General features: G+C 68.7%; 14 protein-coding genes. 6 read left to right on the top strand and 8 right to left on the bottom strand.

Translation table 11 applies throughout. The features are described from left to right. The 3 genes from HC022_RS10370 to HC022_RS10380 all read left to right on the top strand — a co-directional run. Nucleotides 1–161: ComF family protein (locus HC022_RS10370; RefSeq protein WP_167452378.1), on the top strand; the 161-nt coding region annotated here is incomplete at its 5' end. A 39-nt stretch (nt 162–200) separates the two neighbouring features. Beyond that, the gene (gene grxC, locus HC022_RS10375) at nt 201–458 is read left to right on the top strand and encodes a glutaredoxin 3 (protein ID WP_008886609.1); all 258 of its coding nucleotides are present in this window, start codon (nt 201–203) and stop codon (nt 456–458) included. 116 nt (nt 459–574) lie between these two features. Beyond that, nucleotides 575–1,015 carry a MarR family winged helix-turn-helix transcriptional regulator gene (locus HC022_RS10380; protein ID WP_008886974.1) on the top strand — a complete coding sequence of 147 codons (441 nt, stop codon included), beginning with the start codon at nt 575–577 and terminating at the stop codon, nt 1,013–1,015. A gap of 30 nt (nt 1,016–1,045) precedes the next feature. Here the strand turns inward: HC022_RS10380 and HC022_RS10385 are convergent, their stop codons facing one another. After that, nucleotides 1,046–1,348 (bottom strand): YciI family protein, encoded by a 303-nt coding sequence (locus HC022_RS10385; protein WP_167452379.1) that lies wholly within the window; start codon nt 1,346–1,348, stop codon nt 1,046–1,048. Beyond that, on the bottom strand, nt 1,345–2,091 hold the full coding sequence (gene ubiG / locus HC022_RS10390; protein ID WP_167452380.1) for a bifunctional 2-polyprenyl-6-hydroxyphenol methylase/3-demethylubiquinol 3-O-methyltransferase UbiG: 747 nt from the start codon (nt 2,089–2,091) through the stop codon (nt 1,345–1,347). Before ubiG ends, HC022_RS10385 begins: the two co-directional genes overlap by 4 nt. A gap of 53 nt (nt 2,092–2,144) precedes the next feature. On the opposite strand from ubiG, the gene pip reads away from it, so the two are divergent. Both pip and HC022_RS10400 read left to right on the top strand, forming a co-directional pair. Next, complete coding sequence (pip, locus tag HC022_RS10395) at nt 2,145–3,143, top strand: prolyl aminopeptidase (protein WP_089956262.1); 999 nt, start codon at nt 2,145–2,147, stop codon at nt 3,141–3,143. Nucleotides 3,144–3,228: 85 nt separating this feature from the next. After that, on the top strand, nt 3,229–4,776 hold the full coding sequence (locus HC022_RS10400) for an ABC transporter substrate-binding protein (RefSeq protein ID WP_167452381.1): 1,548 nt from the start codon (nt 3,229–3,231) through the stop codon (nt 4,774–4,776). Nucleotides 4,777–4,809: 33 nt separating this feature from the next. Here HC022_RS10400 and HC022_RS10405 read toward each other — a convergent pair whose 3' ends face one another. From HC022_RS10405 to hslV, 3 genes are all read right to left on the bottom strand, one after another. Continuing rightward, nucleotides 4,810–5,487 (bottom strand): D-lyxose/D-mannose family sugar isomerase, encoded by a 678-nt coding sequence (locus HC022_RS10405; RefSeq protein WP_167452382.1) that lies wholly within the window; start codon nt 5,485–5,487, stop codon nt 4,810–4,812. Nucleotides 5,488–5,659: 172 nt separating this feature from the next. Next, the gene (hslU, locus tag HC022_RS10410; protein ID WP_167452383.1) at nt 5,660–6,967 is read right to left on the bottom strand and encodes an ATP-dependent protease ATPase subunit HslU; all 1,308 of its coding nucleotides are present in this window, start codon (nt 6,965–6,967) and stop codon (nt 5,660–5,662) included. A gap of 22 nt (nt 6,968–6,989) precedes the next feature. Next, nucleotides 6,990–7,547 (bottom strand): ATP-dependent protease subunit HslV, encoded by a 558-nt coding sequence (gene hslV, locus HC022_RS10415; RefSeq protein WP_008886461.1) that lies wholly within the window; start codon nt 7,545–7,547, stop codon nt 6,990–6,992. Nucleotides 7,548–7,644: 97 nt separating this feature from the next. Between hslV and HC022_RS10420 the strand changes: the two genes are divergently transcribed. After that, nucleotides 7,645–8,616: a phosphotransferase gene (locus HC022_RS10420; protein ID WP_167452384.1), complete on the top strand. Its 972-nt coding sequence runs from the start codon at nt 7,645–7,647 to the stop codon at nt 8,614–8,616. 72 nt (nt 8,617–8,688) lie between these two features. Here HC022_RS10420 and trxA read toward each other — a convergent pair whose 3' ends face one another. The 3 genes from trxA to HC022_RS10435 all read right to left on the bottom strand — a co-directional run. Continuing rightward, nucleotides 8,689–9,009: a thioredoxin gene (trxA, locus tag HC022_RS10425; RefSeq protein ID WP_008887170.1), complete on the bottom strand. Its 321-nt coding sequence runs from the start codon at nt 9,007–9,009 to the stop codon at nt 8,689–8,691. A gap of 68 nt (nt 9,010–9,077) precedes the next feature. Continuing rightward, the gene (gene addA, locus HC022_RS10430; protein WP_167452385.1) at nt 9,078–12,434 is read right to left on the bottom strand and encodes a double-strand break repair helicase AddA; all 3,357 of its coding nucleotides are present in this window, start codon (nt 12,432–12,434) and stop codon (nt 9,078–9,080) included. After that, a partial coding sequence (locus HC022_RS10435; RefSeq protein WP_175583531.1) for a PD-(D/E)XK nuclease family protein occupies nt 12,431–12,961 on the bottom strand: 531 nt, incomplete at its 5' end. The genes addA and HC022_RS10435, both read right to left, overlap by 4 nt.

Below are 12,961 nucleotides of genomic sequence, written 5' to 3' on the forward strand. Positions count from 1 at the left end.
CGCCGAAATGGCAGCCGCTGCTGCGCGACCGGCCGGTGCTTCTGGTCGACGACGTGATGACCTCGGGCGCGACGCTTTCCATGGCGACCGAGGCCTGTGTTGCAGCAGGCGCAAGCGAAGTTTGTGTCTGCGTGCTGGCGCGCGTTGCAAAGGATACCTAGATCTCTTCAGATATCCGGAACTTTGCGAAGGGACCATCCATGCAGCCGATCGAGATCTACACCAGCCCCTATTGCGGCTACTGCCACGCCGCGAAGCGTCTTCTCAGCTCCAAGGGCGCCGACTTCACCGAGATCGACGTCATGGAAGACCCCTCGCGCCGCCCCGAGATGGTGCAGCGCGCCAACGGGGGGCGCACTGTGCCGCAGATCTTCATCGGCAAGACCCACGTGGGCGGCTGCGACGAGCTTTATGCGCTCGAGAGGGACGGCAAGCTCGACGCCCTGCTGAACGGGTGACGGCGGGTTTGCGGGGGTGGTCCTATGGTTTGTATTGACCCCGTGGGCCCGGACGTTCAAACAACGCCCACTCTCACCCAGCCCCTCTCACCGTCCTTGCCGCTGACCGATCCGGAATGAACAACCCTCAGAATGCGCTCGCGATTTCGCTGTTCAGCGAGCTGATCATGGCAGATCAGCTCCTGCGGAACCGGCTCACCCGGGTGCTTCCGAACAAGATGGAGATCTCGCATTTTTCGGTGCTGAACCATCTCGCCCGGGTCAACGAGGAACGTACGCCGGCGCAGCTGGCGCGCAGCTTCCACGTCACGCGGGGGGCGATGACCAATACCATCGCCAAGCTCGAGATGGCGGGCTACGTGCATATCCGTCCCGACTGGGACGATGCGCGGCGCAAGATGGTGTCGATCAGCCCGGCGGGCAAGAGCGCCCGCGAGGCGGCGCTGGCCGCCATGGCGCCGGTGATCTCGGAGATGGTGGAGGAGCTCGGCGCCGAGAAGGTCCGCGCGGCGCTTCCGGTGCTGCGCGAACTGCGCCTGAAGCTCGAGGCGGACTGACGCCCGCCCCCGATCATGGGAAATGCGGCTCTATGCCAGCACGGGATGCCGGTTCGACGCCGCGAACTCGGTGATCTTCAGCGCGATCACGCCGGCCTCGACGAAGGGATCCTGCGCCATCAGCGCCTCGACCTCTTCCAGCGAGGTGCCCATTGCGATCACCACGCCGCCGGTGCGCGGGTTTTTCGGCCCGGAGGCAAGGAAGCGACCCTCGGCATAGCCCTGCTTCACGAAGGCCATGTGCGGCTCGAGCACCTTCTGCACCTCCTCGAAGGGCACGGTGTACTCGATGTCGATGACGAAGAGGGCGCTGCCTTCGGGAATGACGCTCATGCGGCGGGCTCCGGGTTGATCGCGGCGGTGACGTAGTTCACCGACAGGTCGCGGTCCGAAATGCTCCAGGACCAGCTGACGGGGTTGAAGACGTATCCCTTGCGGTCGACGGGATCGAGCCCGGCCTTGCGCATCAGCTCGCAGAGCTCGTCGGGGGTTATGAACTTCGACCATTCGTGCGTGCCCTTGGGCAGCCAGCGCATCACCCACTCAGCGCCGACGATGGCCATGGCAAAGCTCTTGGCGTTGCGGTTGATGGTCGAACACAGGTGCAGCCCGCCGGGCTTCAGCAGCTGGCGGCAGGCGGTGAGGTAGGCCAGCGGGTCGGCCACGTGCTCGACCACCTCCATGTTCAGCACCACGTCGAACCGCTCGCCCGCCTCGGCCAGCGCCTCGGCGGTGGTGTGGCGGTAGTCGATCTCCAGCCCTGACTGCTCGGCATGAAGCTGCGCCACCGGGATGTTGCGCTCGGCGGCGTCGACCCCCACGACCTCGGCCCCGAGCCGGGCCATCGGCTCGCAGAGCAACCCGCCGCCGCAGCCGATGTCGACGATGCGCAGCCCCTTGAAGGGCCTGGGCGCGGACAGGTCGCGGCCGTACTCGCCGGCCACCTGGCGGGTGATGTAGTCGAGCCGCACCGGGTTCATCATGTGCAGCGGTTTGAACTTGCCGTGCGGGTCCCACCACTCGGCGGACATGGCCTCGAACTTGGCGATTTCGGACGGATCGACGGTAACGCTCATCTCTCGCAATTCCCCCATGGTCTTTCGGGTCACCCTGCCAATATAGTCGAGGCATGGACAAATTCCCGGGTCAGAAGCGCGCAGTGCAGTACCTTTACCCGCCCATTGACCCGTTCGATCAACGCATGATCGACATGGGCGATGGGCACAAGATCTATATGGAACAGTGCGGCAACCCGCGCGGTGTGCCCGTCATCGTTCTTCACGGAGGCCCGGGGGGCGGCAGCTCGCCCGCGATGCGCCGCTATTTCGACCCGAGGGTGTTCCGCGTCGTGCTCTTCGACCAGCGCGGCTGCGGGCGGTCGCGGCCCCATGCCAGCGTCACCGACAACACCACGTGGCACCTCGTGTCGGACATCGAGCGCATCCGCGAGGACCTCGGCATCGACCGTTTCATCGTCTTCGGCGGCAGCTGGGGCGCAACGCTGTCGCTGATCTATGCCATCAGCCACCCCGAGCGGGTGCGCCAGCTGGTGCTGCGCGGCGTCTTCATGATGACCCGGACCGAGCTCGACTGGTTCTACGGCGGCGGCGCCGGGCAGTTCTGGCCCGAGCCTTGGGAGCGGTTCACCGACCTCATCCCCGAGGACGAGCACGGGGACCTGATCGGCGCCTACCACCGCCGCCTGTTCAGCGGCAACCTGCGGGAAGAGACCCGCTACGCCCGCGCCTGGTCGGCCTGGGAAAACGCGCTGGCGTCGGTCTATTCCAACGGCACCGGCGGCGAGGCGCCCGGCGACTACGCCCGCGCCTTCGCCCGTCTCGAGAACCACTATTTCGTCAACGACGGCTTCCTCGCCGAGGACGGCTGGATCCTCAACAATGCCGACCGGCTGCAAGGCATCCCCGGGGTGATCGTGCAGGGACGCTACGACATGATCTGCCCGCCGCGCCGCGCGTGGGAGCTGGCGCAGGCCTGGCCCGACGCCGACCTGCGGATGATCCGCAACGCCGGCCACGCGCTCTCCGAGCCCGGAATCAGCGCCGAACTGGTGCGCTGCATGGATCAGATTGCCGAGAGCGAGGGTTTACAGAGCCGGGCCGGCCTGTAACCTCGCTCGGTCATTACGCGGCGTCCGGCGAATCACCGGCCATCGCGGAGAAGCAGGGAAACGACCGCCACATGAGTGGATTCGCATGAGTGGGTTCAAACGACGTCGCCTGATCCAGTCCGCGCTTGCCGCGGCAGTGCTCGGCGCGTCCGGGCTCTCTGCCGCGCCGGCGCGGTCGGGCGGCACCCTGCGGGCGGGTCTCGGCGGGGCGCACCGCTCCGACAGCTGGGATTCCCGCACCCACTCCGATGTCTTCATGGTCGCCGCGGCTCAGGGCGCCGTCTTCGACACGCTCACCGAGGTCGCCGCCGACGGCTCGCTGCGCGGCGAGCTGGCCACCGGCTGGGACGCCAGCGCCGATGCGCGGATCTGGACGGTGACGCTGCGCGAGGGCGTGAGCTTTCACAACGGCAAGCCCTTCACCGCCGAAGACGTGATCGCCTCGCTGCGGCTCCATCTCGACCCGAACGCCGCCTCGGGTGCCCGCCCGCTGGTCGCCTCGATCGCCGCGATGGACCGGCTCTCGGATCATAGCATCCGCTTCACGCTGGCCGAGGGCAACGCGGATTTCCCCTACCTGCTCGCCGACTATCACCTGCTGATCTACCCGGCGGGCCAGATCGCCGAGGCCATGGTCCGCGGCATCGGCACCGGGCTCTACCGGGTCGAGCATTTCGAACCGGGTGTGCGTTTCCTCGGGCGCCGGGTAGCAGGGCACTACAAGGACGGGCAGGCGGGCTGGTTCGACGAGCTCCACTTCACAGCGATGAACGACGGCGCGGCCCGGGTCGCGGCGCTGCGCGGCGGCCAGGTCGATGCGATCAACAGCGTCGCGCCGCAACGGGTGGCGCGGCTGCGCGCCGAGCCGAGCCTGCGCCTGCAGGAGATCGCCGGCAACCGCTACTACGGCTTCGCCATGCAGACCGGCGCGTCACCCTATGACGCGCTGCACGTGCGCAAGGCGATGAAGCACGCCATCGACCGGCAGGCACTGCTCGACGAGGTGCTGCTGGGGCACGGCCGGCTCGGCGCGGACAGCCCCATCGGCCCTGCCAACCAGTACGACGCGGCACTCGCGCCGGTGCCCTACGATCCCGACCGCGCACGCTATCACCTCCGGCAGGCGGGGCTATCGCAGCTGACCCTGCCACTCTCGGTCTCCGAGGCCGCCTTCGACGGCGCGCCGGCGGCGGCCGAGCGCTTCCGCAGCTCCGCCGCCGCGGCGGGCATCACGCTCGACGTCATCCACGAGCGCCCCGAGGGCTACTGGTCCGAAGTCTGGCGCAACCGCCCGCTCTGCGCCTGCGCATGGTCGGGCCGGGTGACCGAGGACTGGATGTTCTCGACCGCGCTGCAGCACGGCGCGCCATGGAACGACACCCAATGGGGCATGGCGCAAAGCCCGCGCTTCCAGACCCTGCTGACCGAGGCGCGCTCCGAGCTCGACAGCGCCCGGCGCCGGGCGCTCTACGGCGAGATGCAGCAGATCCTGCGCGACGAGGGCGGGCTGCTGGTGCCGGTCTTCGCCAACCACCTGCAGGCGGTCAGCGACCGGATCGCTGCGCCCGCGACCATCGGCAACCTCTGGTCCATGGACAACGCCCGCTTCGCGGAACGCTGGTGGCGCGCCTGATCAGAGCCTGATCGCCGGCCCGGTGCGGCGGGGTCAGAGCTTCGCGTCGTAGTCGGATACCAGAAGATGCAGCGGCGGCTCGTCCTCCTCGATGGTCGAGAACCGGCCGATCTCCATCTCGAAGATATTGTCCGTCAGGTCGTCGTTCACCGTCGAGACCTCGCCGATCAGCACGTCGCTGCCCTCGCCCCAGAACGCGTGCCAGGTGGTGGGAAACAGCGTCACCGACTCGCCCGGATCGAGCTTCAGGTGCCCGCCCGCGGGCAGGGTCCGCTCCATGCCGTCGCAAAGCACGGTGACCGGTGCGCCGCGGTCGATCCCGCCCTCGGGCGTCGCCGCGAAGAGCTCCAGCACCAACGTGCCGCCGCCGCGGTTGATGATGTCCTCCACCTTGACGTCATGGCGATGGTTGGGGCTCAGCTGGTCGCGGCGCGAGATCATGATCTTCTCGGCGTAGAGCATGGCGCTGTGCTGGCCGAGATCGGCGTTCAGACCATTCCGCGTGGTGAAGAGAAACAGCCCCATCCGGTCGAAATCGCCGGCGCCGTAATCGGTGATGTCCCAGCCCATCCGCCGCCGCGCGATCTCGCCATGCTCGGCCGCGCGCAGCTCCCCGGGCGAGAGATAGGCAAAGGGCGGCAGGCGGAAGCCATGGCTGCGGATGAAGGCGTCGCCCTCGCGGATGATCTCGTTGATGCGCGAACGTTTCATGGGGCCCTCCCAAGCCAGTCGCCGCGACGTTATCTCCAGCCGCGCGCGAACGGTAGGGGCAGGAATGCCTCCGGCGGGAGTTTATCGGGCAAGATGAAGGACGGGCCCGCTCTTCATCTTGCCCTTAAACTCCGGGGAGTGTGAGGGGCTGGCCCCTCACCGGCGCCACGGCTCAGAGCACGTAGCGGCTGAGGTCGGCCGAGCGGGTGAGCTCGCCCAGGTAGGTCTCGACGAAGCCGCCGTCGACGGTGATGCTCTCGCCCGCGCGGTCGGGGGCGGTGAAGGAGAGCTCCTCGAAGACCCGCTCCATCACGGTGTAGAGCCGCCGCGCGCCGATGTTCTCGACCGACTCGTTCACCTGCGCCGCGATCTTGGCGAGCGCGTGGATGCCTTCCTCGGTGAACTCGACGATGACCTCCTCGGTTGCCATCAGCGCCGTGTACTGGCGGGTGAGCGCGTTGTCGGTCTCGGTCAGGATGCGGACGAAATCCTCTTCCGTCAGCGCCCGCAGGTTCACCCGGATCGGCAGACGACCCTGAAGTTCGGGCAGCAGGTCCGAGGGCTTGGCGATGTGGAAGGCGCCGGAGGCGATGAAGAGGATGTGGTCGGTCTTCACCGGCCCGTGCTTGGTCGAGACGGTGGTGCCCTCGATCAGCGGCAGCAGGTCACGCTGCACGCCTTCCCGGGACACGTCGCCGCCGCGGGTCTCCTGCCGCGCCGCCCCCTTGTCGATCTCGTCGAGGAAGACGATGCCGTTCTGCTCCACCGCCTCGAGCGCGGCCTTCTTGACCACCTCGTCGTCGAGCAGCTTGTCGGCCTCTTCCTGGATCAGCACCTCGTAGCTTTCCCCCACGCTCAGCTTCTTGCGCGTGGTGCGGCCGCCGAAGGCCTTCCCGAAGATGTCGGAGAGGTTCATCATCCCCATGCTCTGGCCGGGCTGGCCGGGGAGCTCCATCATCGGGAAGGGCGAGGCGGTCTCGGCCACGTCGAGCTCGATCTCGGTGGCGTCGAGCTCGCCGTTGCGAAGCTTCTTGCGGAACATCTCGCGGGTCGAGTCGCGGGCGTCCTTGCCGGCGATGGCCTCGATCACCCGGTCCTCGGCGGCCTTGTGGGCCGCGGCCTTGACGTCCTCGCGCATGTGCTCGCGGGTCATCGCGATCGAGCTGTCCACGAGGTCGCGGATGATCTGCTCGACGTCCCGGCCGACGTAGCCCACCTCGGTGAACTTGGTGGCCTCGACCTTGATGAAGGGCGCCTTGGCGAGCTTGGCGAGCCGGCGCGAGATCTCGGTCTTGCCGACGCCGGTCGGTCCGATCATCAGGATGTTCTTGGGATAGACCTCGTCACGCAGGTCCTCGGACAGCTGCTTGCGACGCCAGCGGTTGCGCAGGGCCACGGCCACGGCGCGCTTCGCATCCTTCTGTCCGATGATGAAGCGGTCGAGTTCCGAGACGATCTCGCGGGGGGTCAGGTCGGTCATGGGGGTCCTTTCGGAAGGCGTCTCAGGCCGAAATGGTCTCAACCGTGAGGTTGCCATTGGTGTAGACGCAGATGTCGGCGGCGATGGCCATGGCGCGGCGGGCGATGTCCTCGGCCGAGCGCTCGCTGTCCATCATGGCGCGCGCGGCGGCCAGGGCGAAGTTGCCGCCCGACCCGATGGCCGCGACGTCGTGCTCGGGCTCCAGCACGTCGCCGGCGCCGGTGATGACGTAGAGCTCGCGGCCGTCGGTGACGATCAGCATGGCCTCGAGCTTCTGCAGGTACTTGTCGGTGCGCCAGTCCTTGGCGAGCTCGACGCAGGCGCGCTGCAGCTGGCCCGGGGTCTTCTCGAGCTTCGCTTCCAGCCGTTCCAGCAGGGCGAAGGCGTCGGCGGTGGAGCCCGCGAAGCCGCAGACCACGTCCGAGCCGCCGGGCGACAGGCGCCGCACCTTGCGGGCGGTGCCCTTGATCACGGTCTGGCCGAGGCTCACCTGTCCGTCGCCTGCGACCACGACCTGTCCGCCCTTGCGGACGCCGATGATCGTGGTGCCGTGCCAGCCGGGGAATTCCTGATCGGCCATGTCTCTGATCTCCTTGTCGTGCCGGGGCGATATGGGGGCTGGACAACGCCGCAACAAGGCGCTGCCCTTGGACCCGACATAGTGCAGGGGCGCGCGGATGGAAATGCAAAGCCGGGATCTGGTGGCGGCGGCGCTGGCGCACTGGCCGGCGCTGGCGCGACAGATGGGCGAGGACCCCGCGGCGTGGAAGGCGGCGCCGCTTTCGCTGCGCAACGACGCGCGGGTGGCGCGGTCTGTGCTTGTGTTGCAGGGCCCCGGCGGGCGCCGGCTGGTGCTGAAACATCAGCTGCGCCCGGGCGCCGATCCCGGCTTTCCTGCCGCTGTCGCCGCGCATCTCGCGGTGATGGCGGCCTGGCCCGAGGGCGTTCCGGCGCTGCATACGGTCGAGCCCGAGGCGCAGGCGCTGGTGATGGATTACCTCGCGGCAACCCCGCTTTCGCAGCTGCTCGACGAGGCGCCGGTGGCCGGGCAGGAGGCCCTGCTCTGCCGCGCCGGGCGCTGGCTCGGCGGCTTCCATTCCGCGCTGCCCGGTGAGCGGCGGGTCTTCCAGCCGAAGTTCACCCTTCGCTACCTGAGGGGCATCATGTCCGAGGTCGCGTCTGGCGCGCGGCAGGTGGTGGCGCCGGAGCCCTTTCTGCGGTGTGCCGGGGCGCTCTGCGCGAGGCAGGCTGCGTACGAGGGGCGTGAGACGCTGACCGCCCGGACCCACGGCGACCTGCACCTGCGCAACCTCGTCATGGACGACGCGCAGTGCTGGGGCATCGACTTTGCCGCCGGGAGGGTGGTGCCGGTCGGGCACGACATCGCGCGGCTGCTGGTGGATTACGCCATCCTGCACGCGCAAAAGGACGCGATCCCACGGGGCGAGGTCCTGCCGGTGGGCGCTTCAAGCGCGTTTTTCGAAGGATACCAGCGGGTTGCCAGCGGCGATCCATCGGTCGGGCTGTTGTTGCGCAACCGGGTTCTGGCGGAGTGGTGGGGATTGCCGGTCACCGGGCGCAGCATCGCGCAGGAGCGGCGGCTGGCCGGGCTCATGCCGCTGGTGGGGCGGGTGTTTCGGGGGATTTGAGCAGGGCGCCTGAAGGGACCTTGCTCGTATCAGGAAAACGGCGCGCCCCCGGTCGAGGGCGCGCCCGAAGCGTCAGATCGCTTCCTTGATCCAGCTTTCCAGCGAGGCCTTGGGCGCTGCGCCGGTGCGGTTCGAGAAAACTTCGCCGTTCTTGAAGATGAACAGCGCGGGGATGCCGCGGACGCCGAGCTGGGCGGCCATCGCCTGGTCCTTGTCGACGTCGACCTTGGCGATCTTGATCTGGCCGTCATACTGTTCGGCCAGCTCTTCCAGAGCCGGGCCGATCTGCTTGCAGGGGCCGCACCATTCGGCCCAGAAATCGACCACGACGGGGATGTCGGAGTTCTTCACTTCCTCGTCGAAGGTCGCGTCGGTAACGGGAACGGTGGCCATTTCGATCTCCTTGCGGGTTGGGCAGCCGGTAGCTTGAGGCGCGAAGGTAGGTAGGGGCCGCGAAGACGTCAAGCGGCGGTAGCGCGCGCCAGCGCCGCAGACACAAGATCGTGTGGCAGCGCCATGTAGCTTTGCGTTGCCGTCCACAGCAGCCCGGTTTCGATGCAGCGGTCGGGCCAGATCTGTTGCAAGGCCGCGGCATAGGCCCCCATCTGGCGCAGCAACCCCTCGGGCGTCTGCTCGGGGATGGCGGGCACCGTGCGGTTCGACTTGAAGTCCACCGCGATCACCTTTTCCGGCGTGACGATGAGCCGGTCGATGATGCCGTGGATGCGCCCCACCGGCGCGATCTCGGCCGAGATCGGGACCTCGGCAAGGGTTTCGGGCGCGAAGAACGGCGCGAGCGGCAGGGCGGCGAGCACGGCGAGCGCCTCCTGCACAAGGCTGTCGGTCTCGGCGGGCAGTTCCTCGGCGATGGCCAGCACGTGGGGCACGGCGTCGGCGCGCCGGTCAGCGGGCAGGGCCGAGAGATGTTCCAGCAGCAGGTGCAGCGCGGTGCCGCGCAGCATCGCCTCTTCGGTCTCGTCGCCATCCTCGCCGCCAAGCGCCTTGGCGCCGCCCAGCCCCGAGGGCGAAACCGCGCCGGGCGCTGGCTCGGGCAGGATGGCGCGCTGGCGGAAGAGATCGGGCAAGGTGACTTCGATCACCTCCTTGGGCGGTACGGTGACGTGGGGCAGGCCGGTCCAGTCGGCCAGGCCCAGCCGCAGTCCCTCGCCGCTGCCCCAGTCGCCGTAGTCGAAGGCGGCGGTCTCGGCGCCGGAGCGCTCCATCCCGGTCTTCACCTTGTCGTACCAGGCGTTGCCGTCCTTGCCGAGCTCGCCGGCCGCGGCGACCACCAGCCACTTCTCGGCCCGTGTCAGAGCCACATAGAGCAGCCGGTCGCGTTCCTGCTGGTCGGCCTCCTTGGCGGCCTCCAGCGCCTCGGTCTGGACCCGGGGCTGGGTGTCGGCGCCGGCCTTCCAGACCGTGCCGGTGGTGCCGTCGAGCAGGCTTTCTCGGATCTGCGTGTTGGGCCGGGCGCAGTCGGGCAGGATCACGATCGGCGCCTCGAGCCCCTTGGCCCCGTGCACCGTCATCACCCGGATGCGGCTTCCGGCGCTGTCGGGGGCGCGCTTGATCTCGAGATCGTCGGTCTGCATCCACTCGAGGAACCCGGTCAGCGAGGGCACCTCGGTCTGCTCGTAGGCCAGCGCCTGCCCGAGCAGCGCGTTGATGCCGTCCTCGGCCTCTTCGCCAAGCCGTCCGAGCAGCCGGGCGCGGCCGCCGTGACGGGTCAGGATGCGCTCGATCAGGTCATAGGGGCGGAGGAAGTCGGTCTCGCTCCGCAGGTCGTCGAGCACCGCCATCACCTGCGGATATGTGTCCCTGTTCCTGCGCAACTCGGCCCAGAGATAGCCTTTGCGCGGATGCGCGAGTGTGAACAGATCCTGCTCGCCGAGCCCGAAGAGCGGCGAGCGCAGCGCGGTGGCGAGCGACAGGTCGTCCTCGGGCGTGGCGAGGAAGGCCAGCAGCGCGCCGATGTCCTTCACCGCGAGCTCGGACATGACCTTGAGCCGGTCGGCGCCGGCGATGGGCAGGCCGCGCTGCTTGCAGGCGCGGATGATCTCCGAGAACAGCGTGCCGCGCCCGCGGACGAGGATGAGGAAGTCGCCGGCATGGGCGGGGCGGGTGCGGTATTCGCCGCTGTGCCCGATCTCCTCGGGCAGCGGCGTGCCGATGGTGCGCCCGATGAAGCCCGCGACGCGGTTGGCGAGGATCACCGCGTGATGCTGCTCGCCCACGCGGTCCACCGGCTCGAACCACTCGCCGTCCTCGGCGCTGTCCTTGTTGGTCTCGACATGCGGCCAGAGATCGACCCGCCCGGGCATCGCGGACTTGAACGCCCGGTGCCGCTGGTCCTCGGAAAAGCCCGAGGCTTCGCGGCCCTCGAAGCAATTGTCCACCAGACGCAGGATCGGCTCGGCCGAGCGGAAGCTGTATTCCAGCATCATCCGGCTGAGCGGCGCCTCGGTGCGCTGCAAGCGCTCGGCGAACTCGTCGCACATGCGGTCGAACTCGCGCGGATCGGCGCCCTGGAAGCTGTAGATCGACTGTTTCTTGTCGCCCACCACGAAGATTGTGCGCCGCACGTCCGACCGCGCGCCCTCGCCACTGGTGAACTCATGCGCCAGCCGCTCGATCACCTGCCATTGCACCGGCGAGGTGTCCTGTGCCTCGTCCACGAGGATGTGGTCGATGCCGCCGTCGAGCCGGTAGAGCACCCATTCCGCCACGCGCTCGTCCGACAGCAGGTCGCGGGCGCGGGTCACGAGGTCGTCGAAATCGAGCCAGCCGCGGCGCTGCTTCTCGGTCTCGTAGGCGGGCAGGAAGGCCTGAGCGAAGCGATGCAGCGCCAATTCCCGCTGGACGGCCTCGAGCGCAAGGCGGGTCTCGCGGGCAGCTTCGACCCGCTCGGCCAGCTGCTCGAGCCGCTCGGCCATCGGTCCGAGCGCGGCCCTGGTGTCCTTGGTCGGCACCCGCGTGCTGCGCGTGCCCTTCTGCGTCAGCAGCGCGGCTTCGAGCGCCACGAGACTGTCGAGATTGCGCCCGGTGAAGGCGGCGAGCTTGTCGGCGCAGCCCTGATCGGTGCTCTTGCCAGCCTTCAGCACCGGCAGGGCGTCGGCGATCAGCGCCGTCTCGCTGCCGAGAAAAACCGACGACAGCAGCGACTCCGCGTCCTCGTCGGGGCCGAGATCATAGAGCGCGCGCACCTCGGCAGGGCTGCGGGCGGGGATAAATGCGGCTCTGTTTCCGCACAACTCGGCCAGAAGCGCGTCGTAATTCTCGGGCAGCCACTGCGCGAGATCGGCGACGAGCCCGGCCTGCGGTCCCTCGGAGAGGCGGTCTAGCACCTCGGTCCGCAGAAGCTGCGCGGCGCGGTCCTCCATCTCGTGGAACTGCGGCGAGACCCCGGCCTCGAGCGGGAAGCGCCGCAGCAGCGTGGCGCAGAACGAGTGGATGGTCTGGATCCGCAGCCCGCCCGGCGTCTCGATGGCGCGGGCAAAGAGCGTGCGCGCTCCGGCCAGTCGCTCGGGCGGCAGCGCGCCTTCGAGCCCGAGCTGGCGCAGCTCGGCCCGCAGCGCCTCGTCATCGAGCATGGCCCAGGCGCCCAGACGGCGGAACAGCCGGTTCTGCATCTCGGTCGCGGCGGCCTTGGTGTAGGTCAGGCAGAGGATGTGCTCCGGAAGCACCCCGTCGAGCAGCAGCCGCGCCACCCGGTCGGTGAGCACCCGCGTCTTGCCCGAGCCCGCGTTGGCCGCGAGCCAGGTCGAGCTGTCGGGCCGCGCCGCGCGGACCTGCGCTTCGGTCGCCTCGTCGCGTTTCATGACAGCACCTTTCGCTTTGCCGGGTCGGTCACGTCCCATTCGCCGAAGCGCGAGAGGTGGTCGTAGTCCGAACTGTCGCTTTCCTTGAGCAGCGCCGCGCGCGCGGTGTAGCCCCTGTCGGGCTCGAACCAGCGGGTCATCAGTGTCTCGAACTCTGCCCAGACCTGCTGTGCCGGGGCCTCGGCCAGCGGCGCCGGAACTTCGCGCGGCTTGCCGGGAGCAAGCGAGACGAAGACGGCGCGCTCGGTATGACGGGGCTGCAGCTCCTTGAAGGCGCCTCGCTCGACCATGGCGGCCTCGAGCAGGAGCTGCTTGTCGAAAAGCAGCTGCTCCTTTTCGCTGGGCGCCGCGCCGGTCTTGTAGTCGTAGAGGTGGGCGTTGCCGCGCTCGTCCATGTCGATGCGGTCGGCCTTGCCGCGCAGGGTGAAGCCAAGCGCCGGGATATCGCCGCGGCCCATCTGCTCGAAATGAACCGGCCGGGCGATCTGCTGGCGCGCGCGCTCGGTTTCTGCGAACCATTCGGCGAC

The organism is Salipiger sp. HF18, from assembly GCF_011806505.1.
GTDB classification, from domain to species: Bacteria; Pseudomonadota; Alphaproteobacteria; order Rhodobacterales; family Rhodobacteraceae; genus Salipiger; species Salipiger thiooxidans.

Coding starts and splice junctions, on each gene's coding strand:
- hslU (WP_167452383.1), bottom strand. CDS start 6,967: ATGACCGACCTGACCCCCCGCGAGATCGTCTCGGAACTCGACCGCTTC.
- addA (WP_167452385.1), bottom strand. CDS start 12,434: ATGAAACGCGACGAGGCGACCGAAGCGCAGGTCCGCGCGGCGCGGCCC.
- pip (WP_089956262.1), top strand. CDS start 2,145: ATGGACAAATTCCCGGGTCAGAAGCGCGCAGTGCAGTACCTTTACCCG.
- HC022_RS10405 (WP_167452382.1), bottom strand. CDS start 5,487: ATGAAACGTTCGCGCATCAACGAGATCATCCGCGAGGGCGACGCCTTC.
- HC022_RS10380 (WP_008886974.1), top strand. CDS start 575: ATGAACAACCCTCAGAATGCGCTCGCGATTTCGCTGTTCAGCGAGCTG.
- grxC (WP_008886609.1), top strand. CDS start 201: ATGCAGCCGATCGAGATCTACACCAGCCCCTATTGCGGCTACTGCCAC.
- HC022_RS10420 (WP_167452384.1), top strand. CDS start 7,645: ATGGAAATGCAAAGCCGGGATCTGGTGGCGGCGGCGCTGGCGCACTGG.
- ubiG (WP_167452380.1), bottom strand. CDS start 2,091: ATGAGCGTTACCGTCGATCCGTCCGAAATCGCCAAGTTCGAGGCCATG.
- HC022_RS10385 (WP_167452379.1), bottom strand. CDS start 1,348: ATGAGCGTCATTCCCGAAGGCAGCGCCCTCTTCGTCATCGACATCGAG.
- hslV (WP_008886461.1), bottom strand. CDS start 7,547: ATGGCCGATCAGGAATTCCCCGGCTGGCACGGCACCACGATCATCGGC.
- HC022_RS10400 (WP_167452381.1), top strand. CDS start 3,229: ATGAGTGGGTTCAAACGACGTCGCCTGATCCAGTCCGCGCTTGCCGCG.
- trxA (WP_008887170.1), bottom strand. CDS start 9,009: ATGGCCACCGTTCCCGTTACCGACGCGACCTTCGACGAGGAAGTGAAG.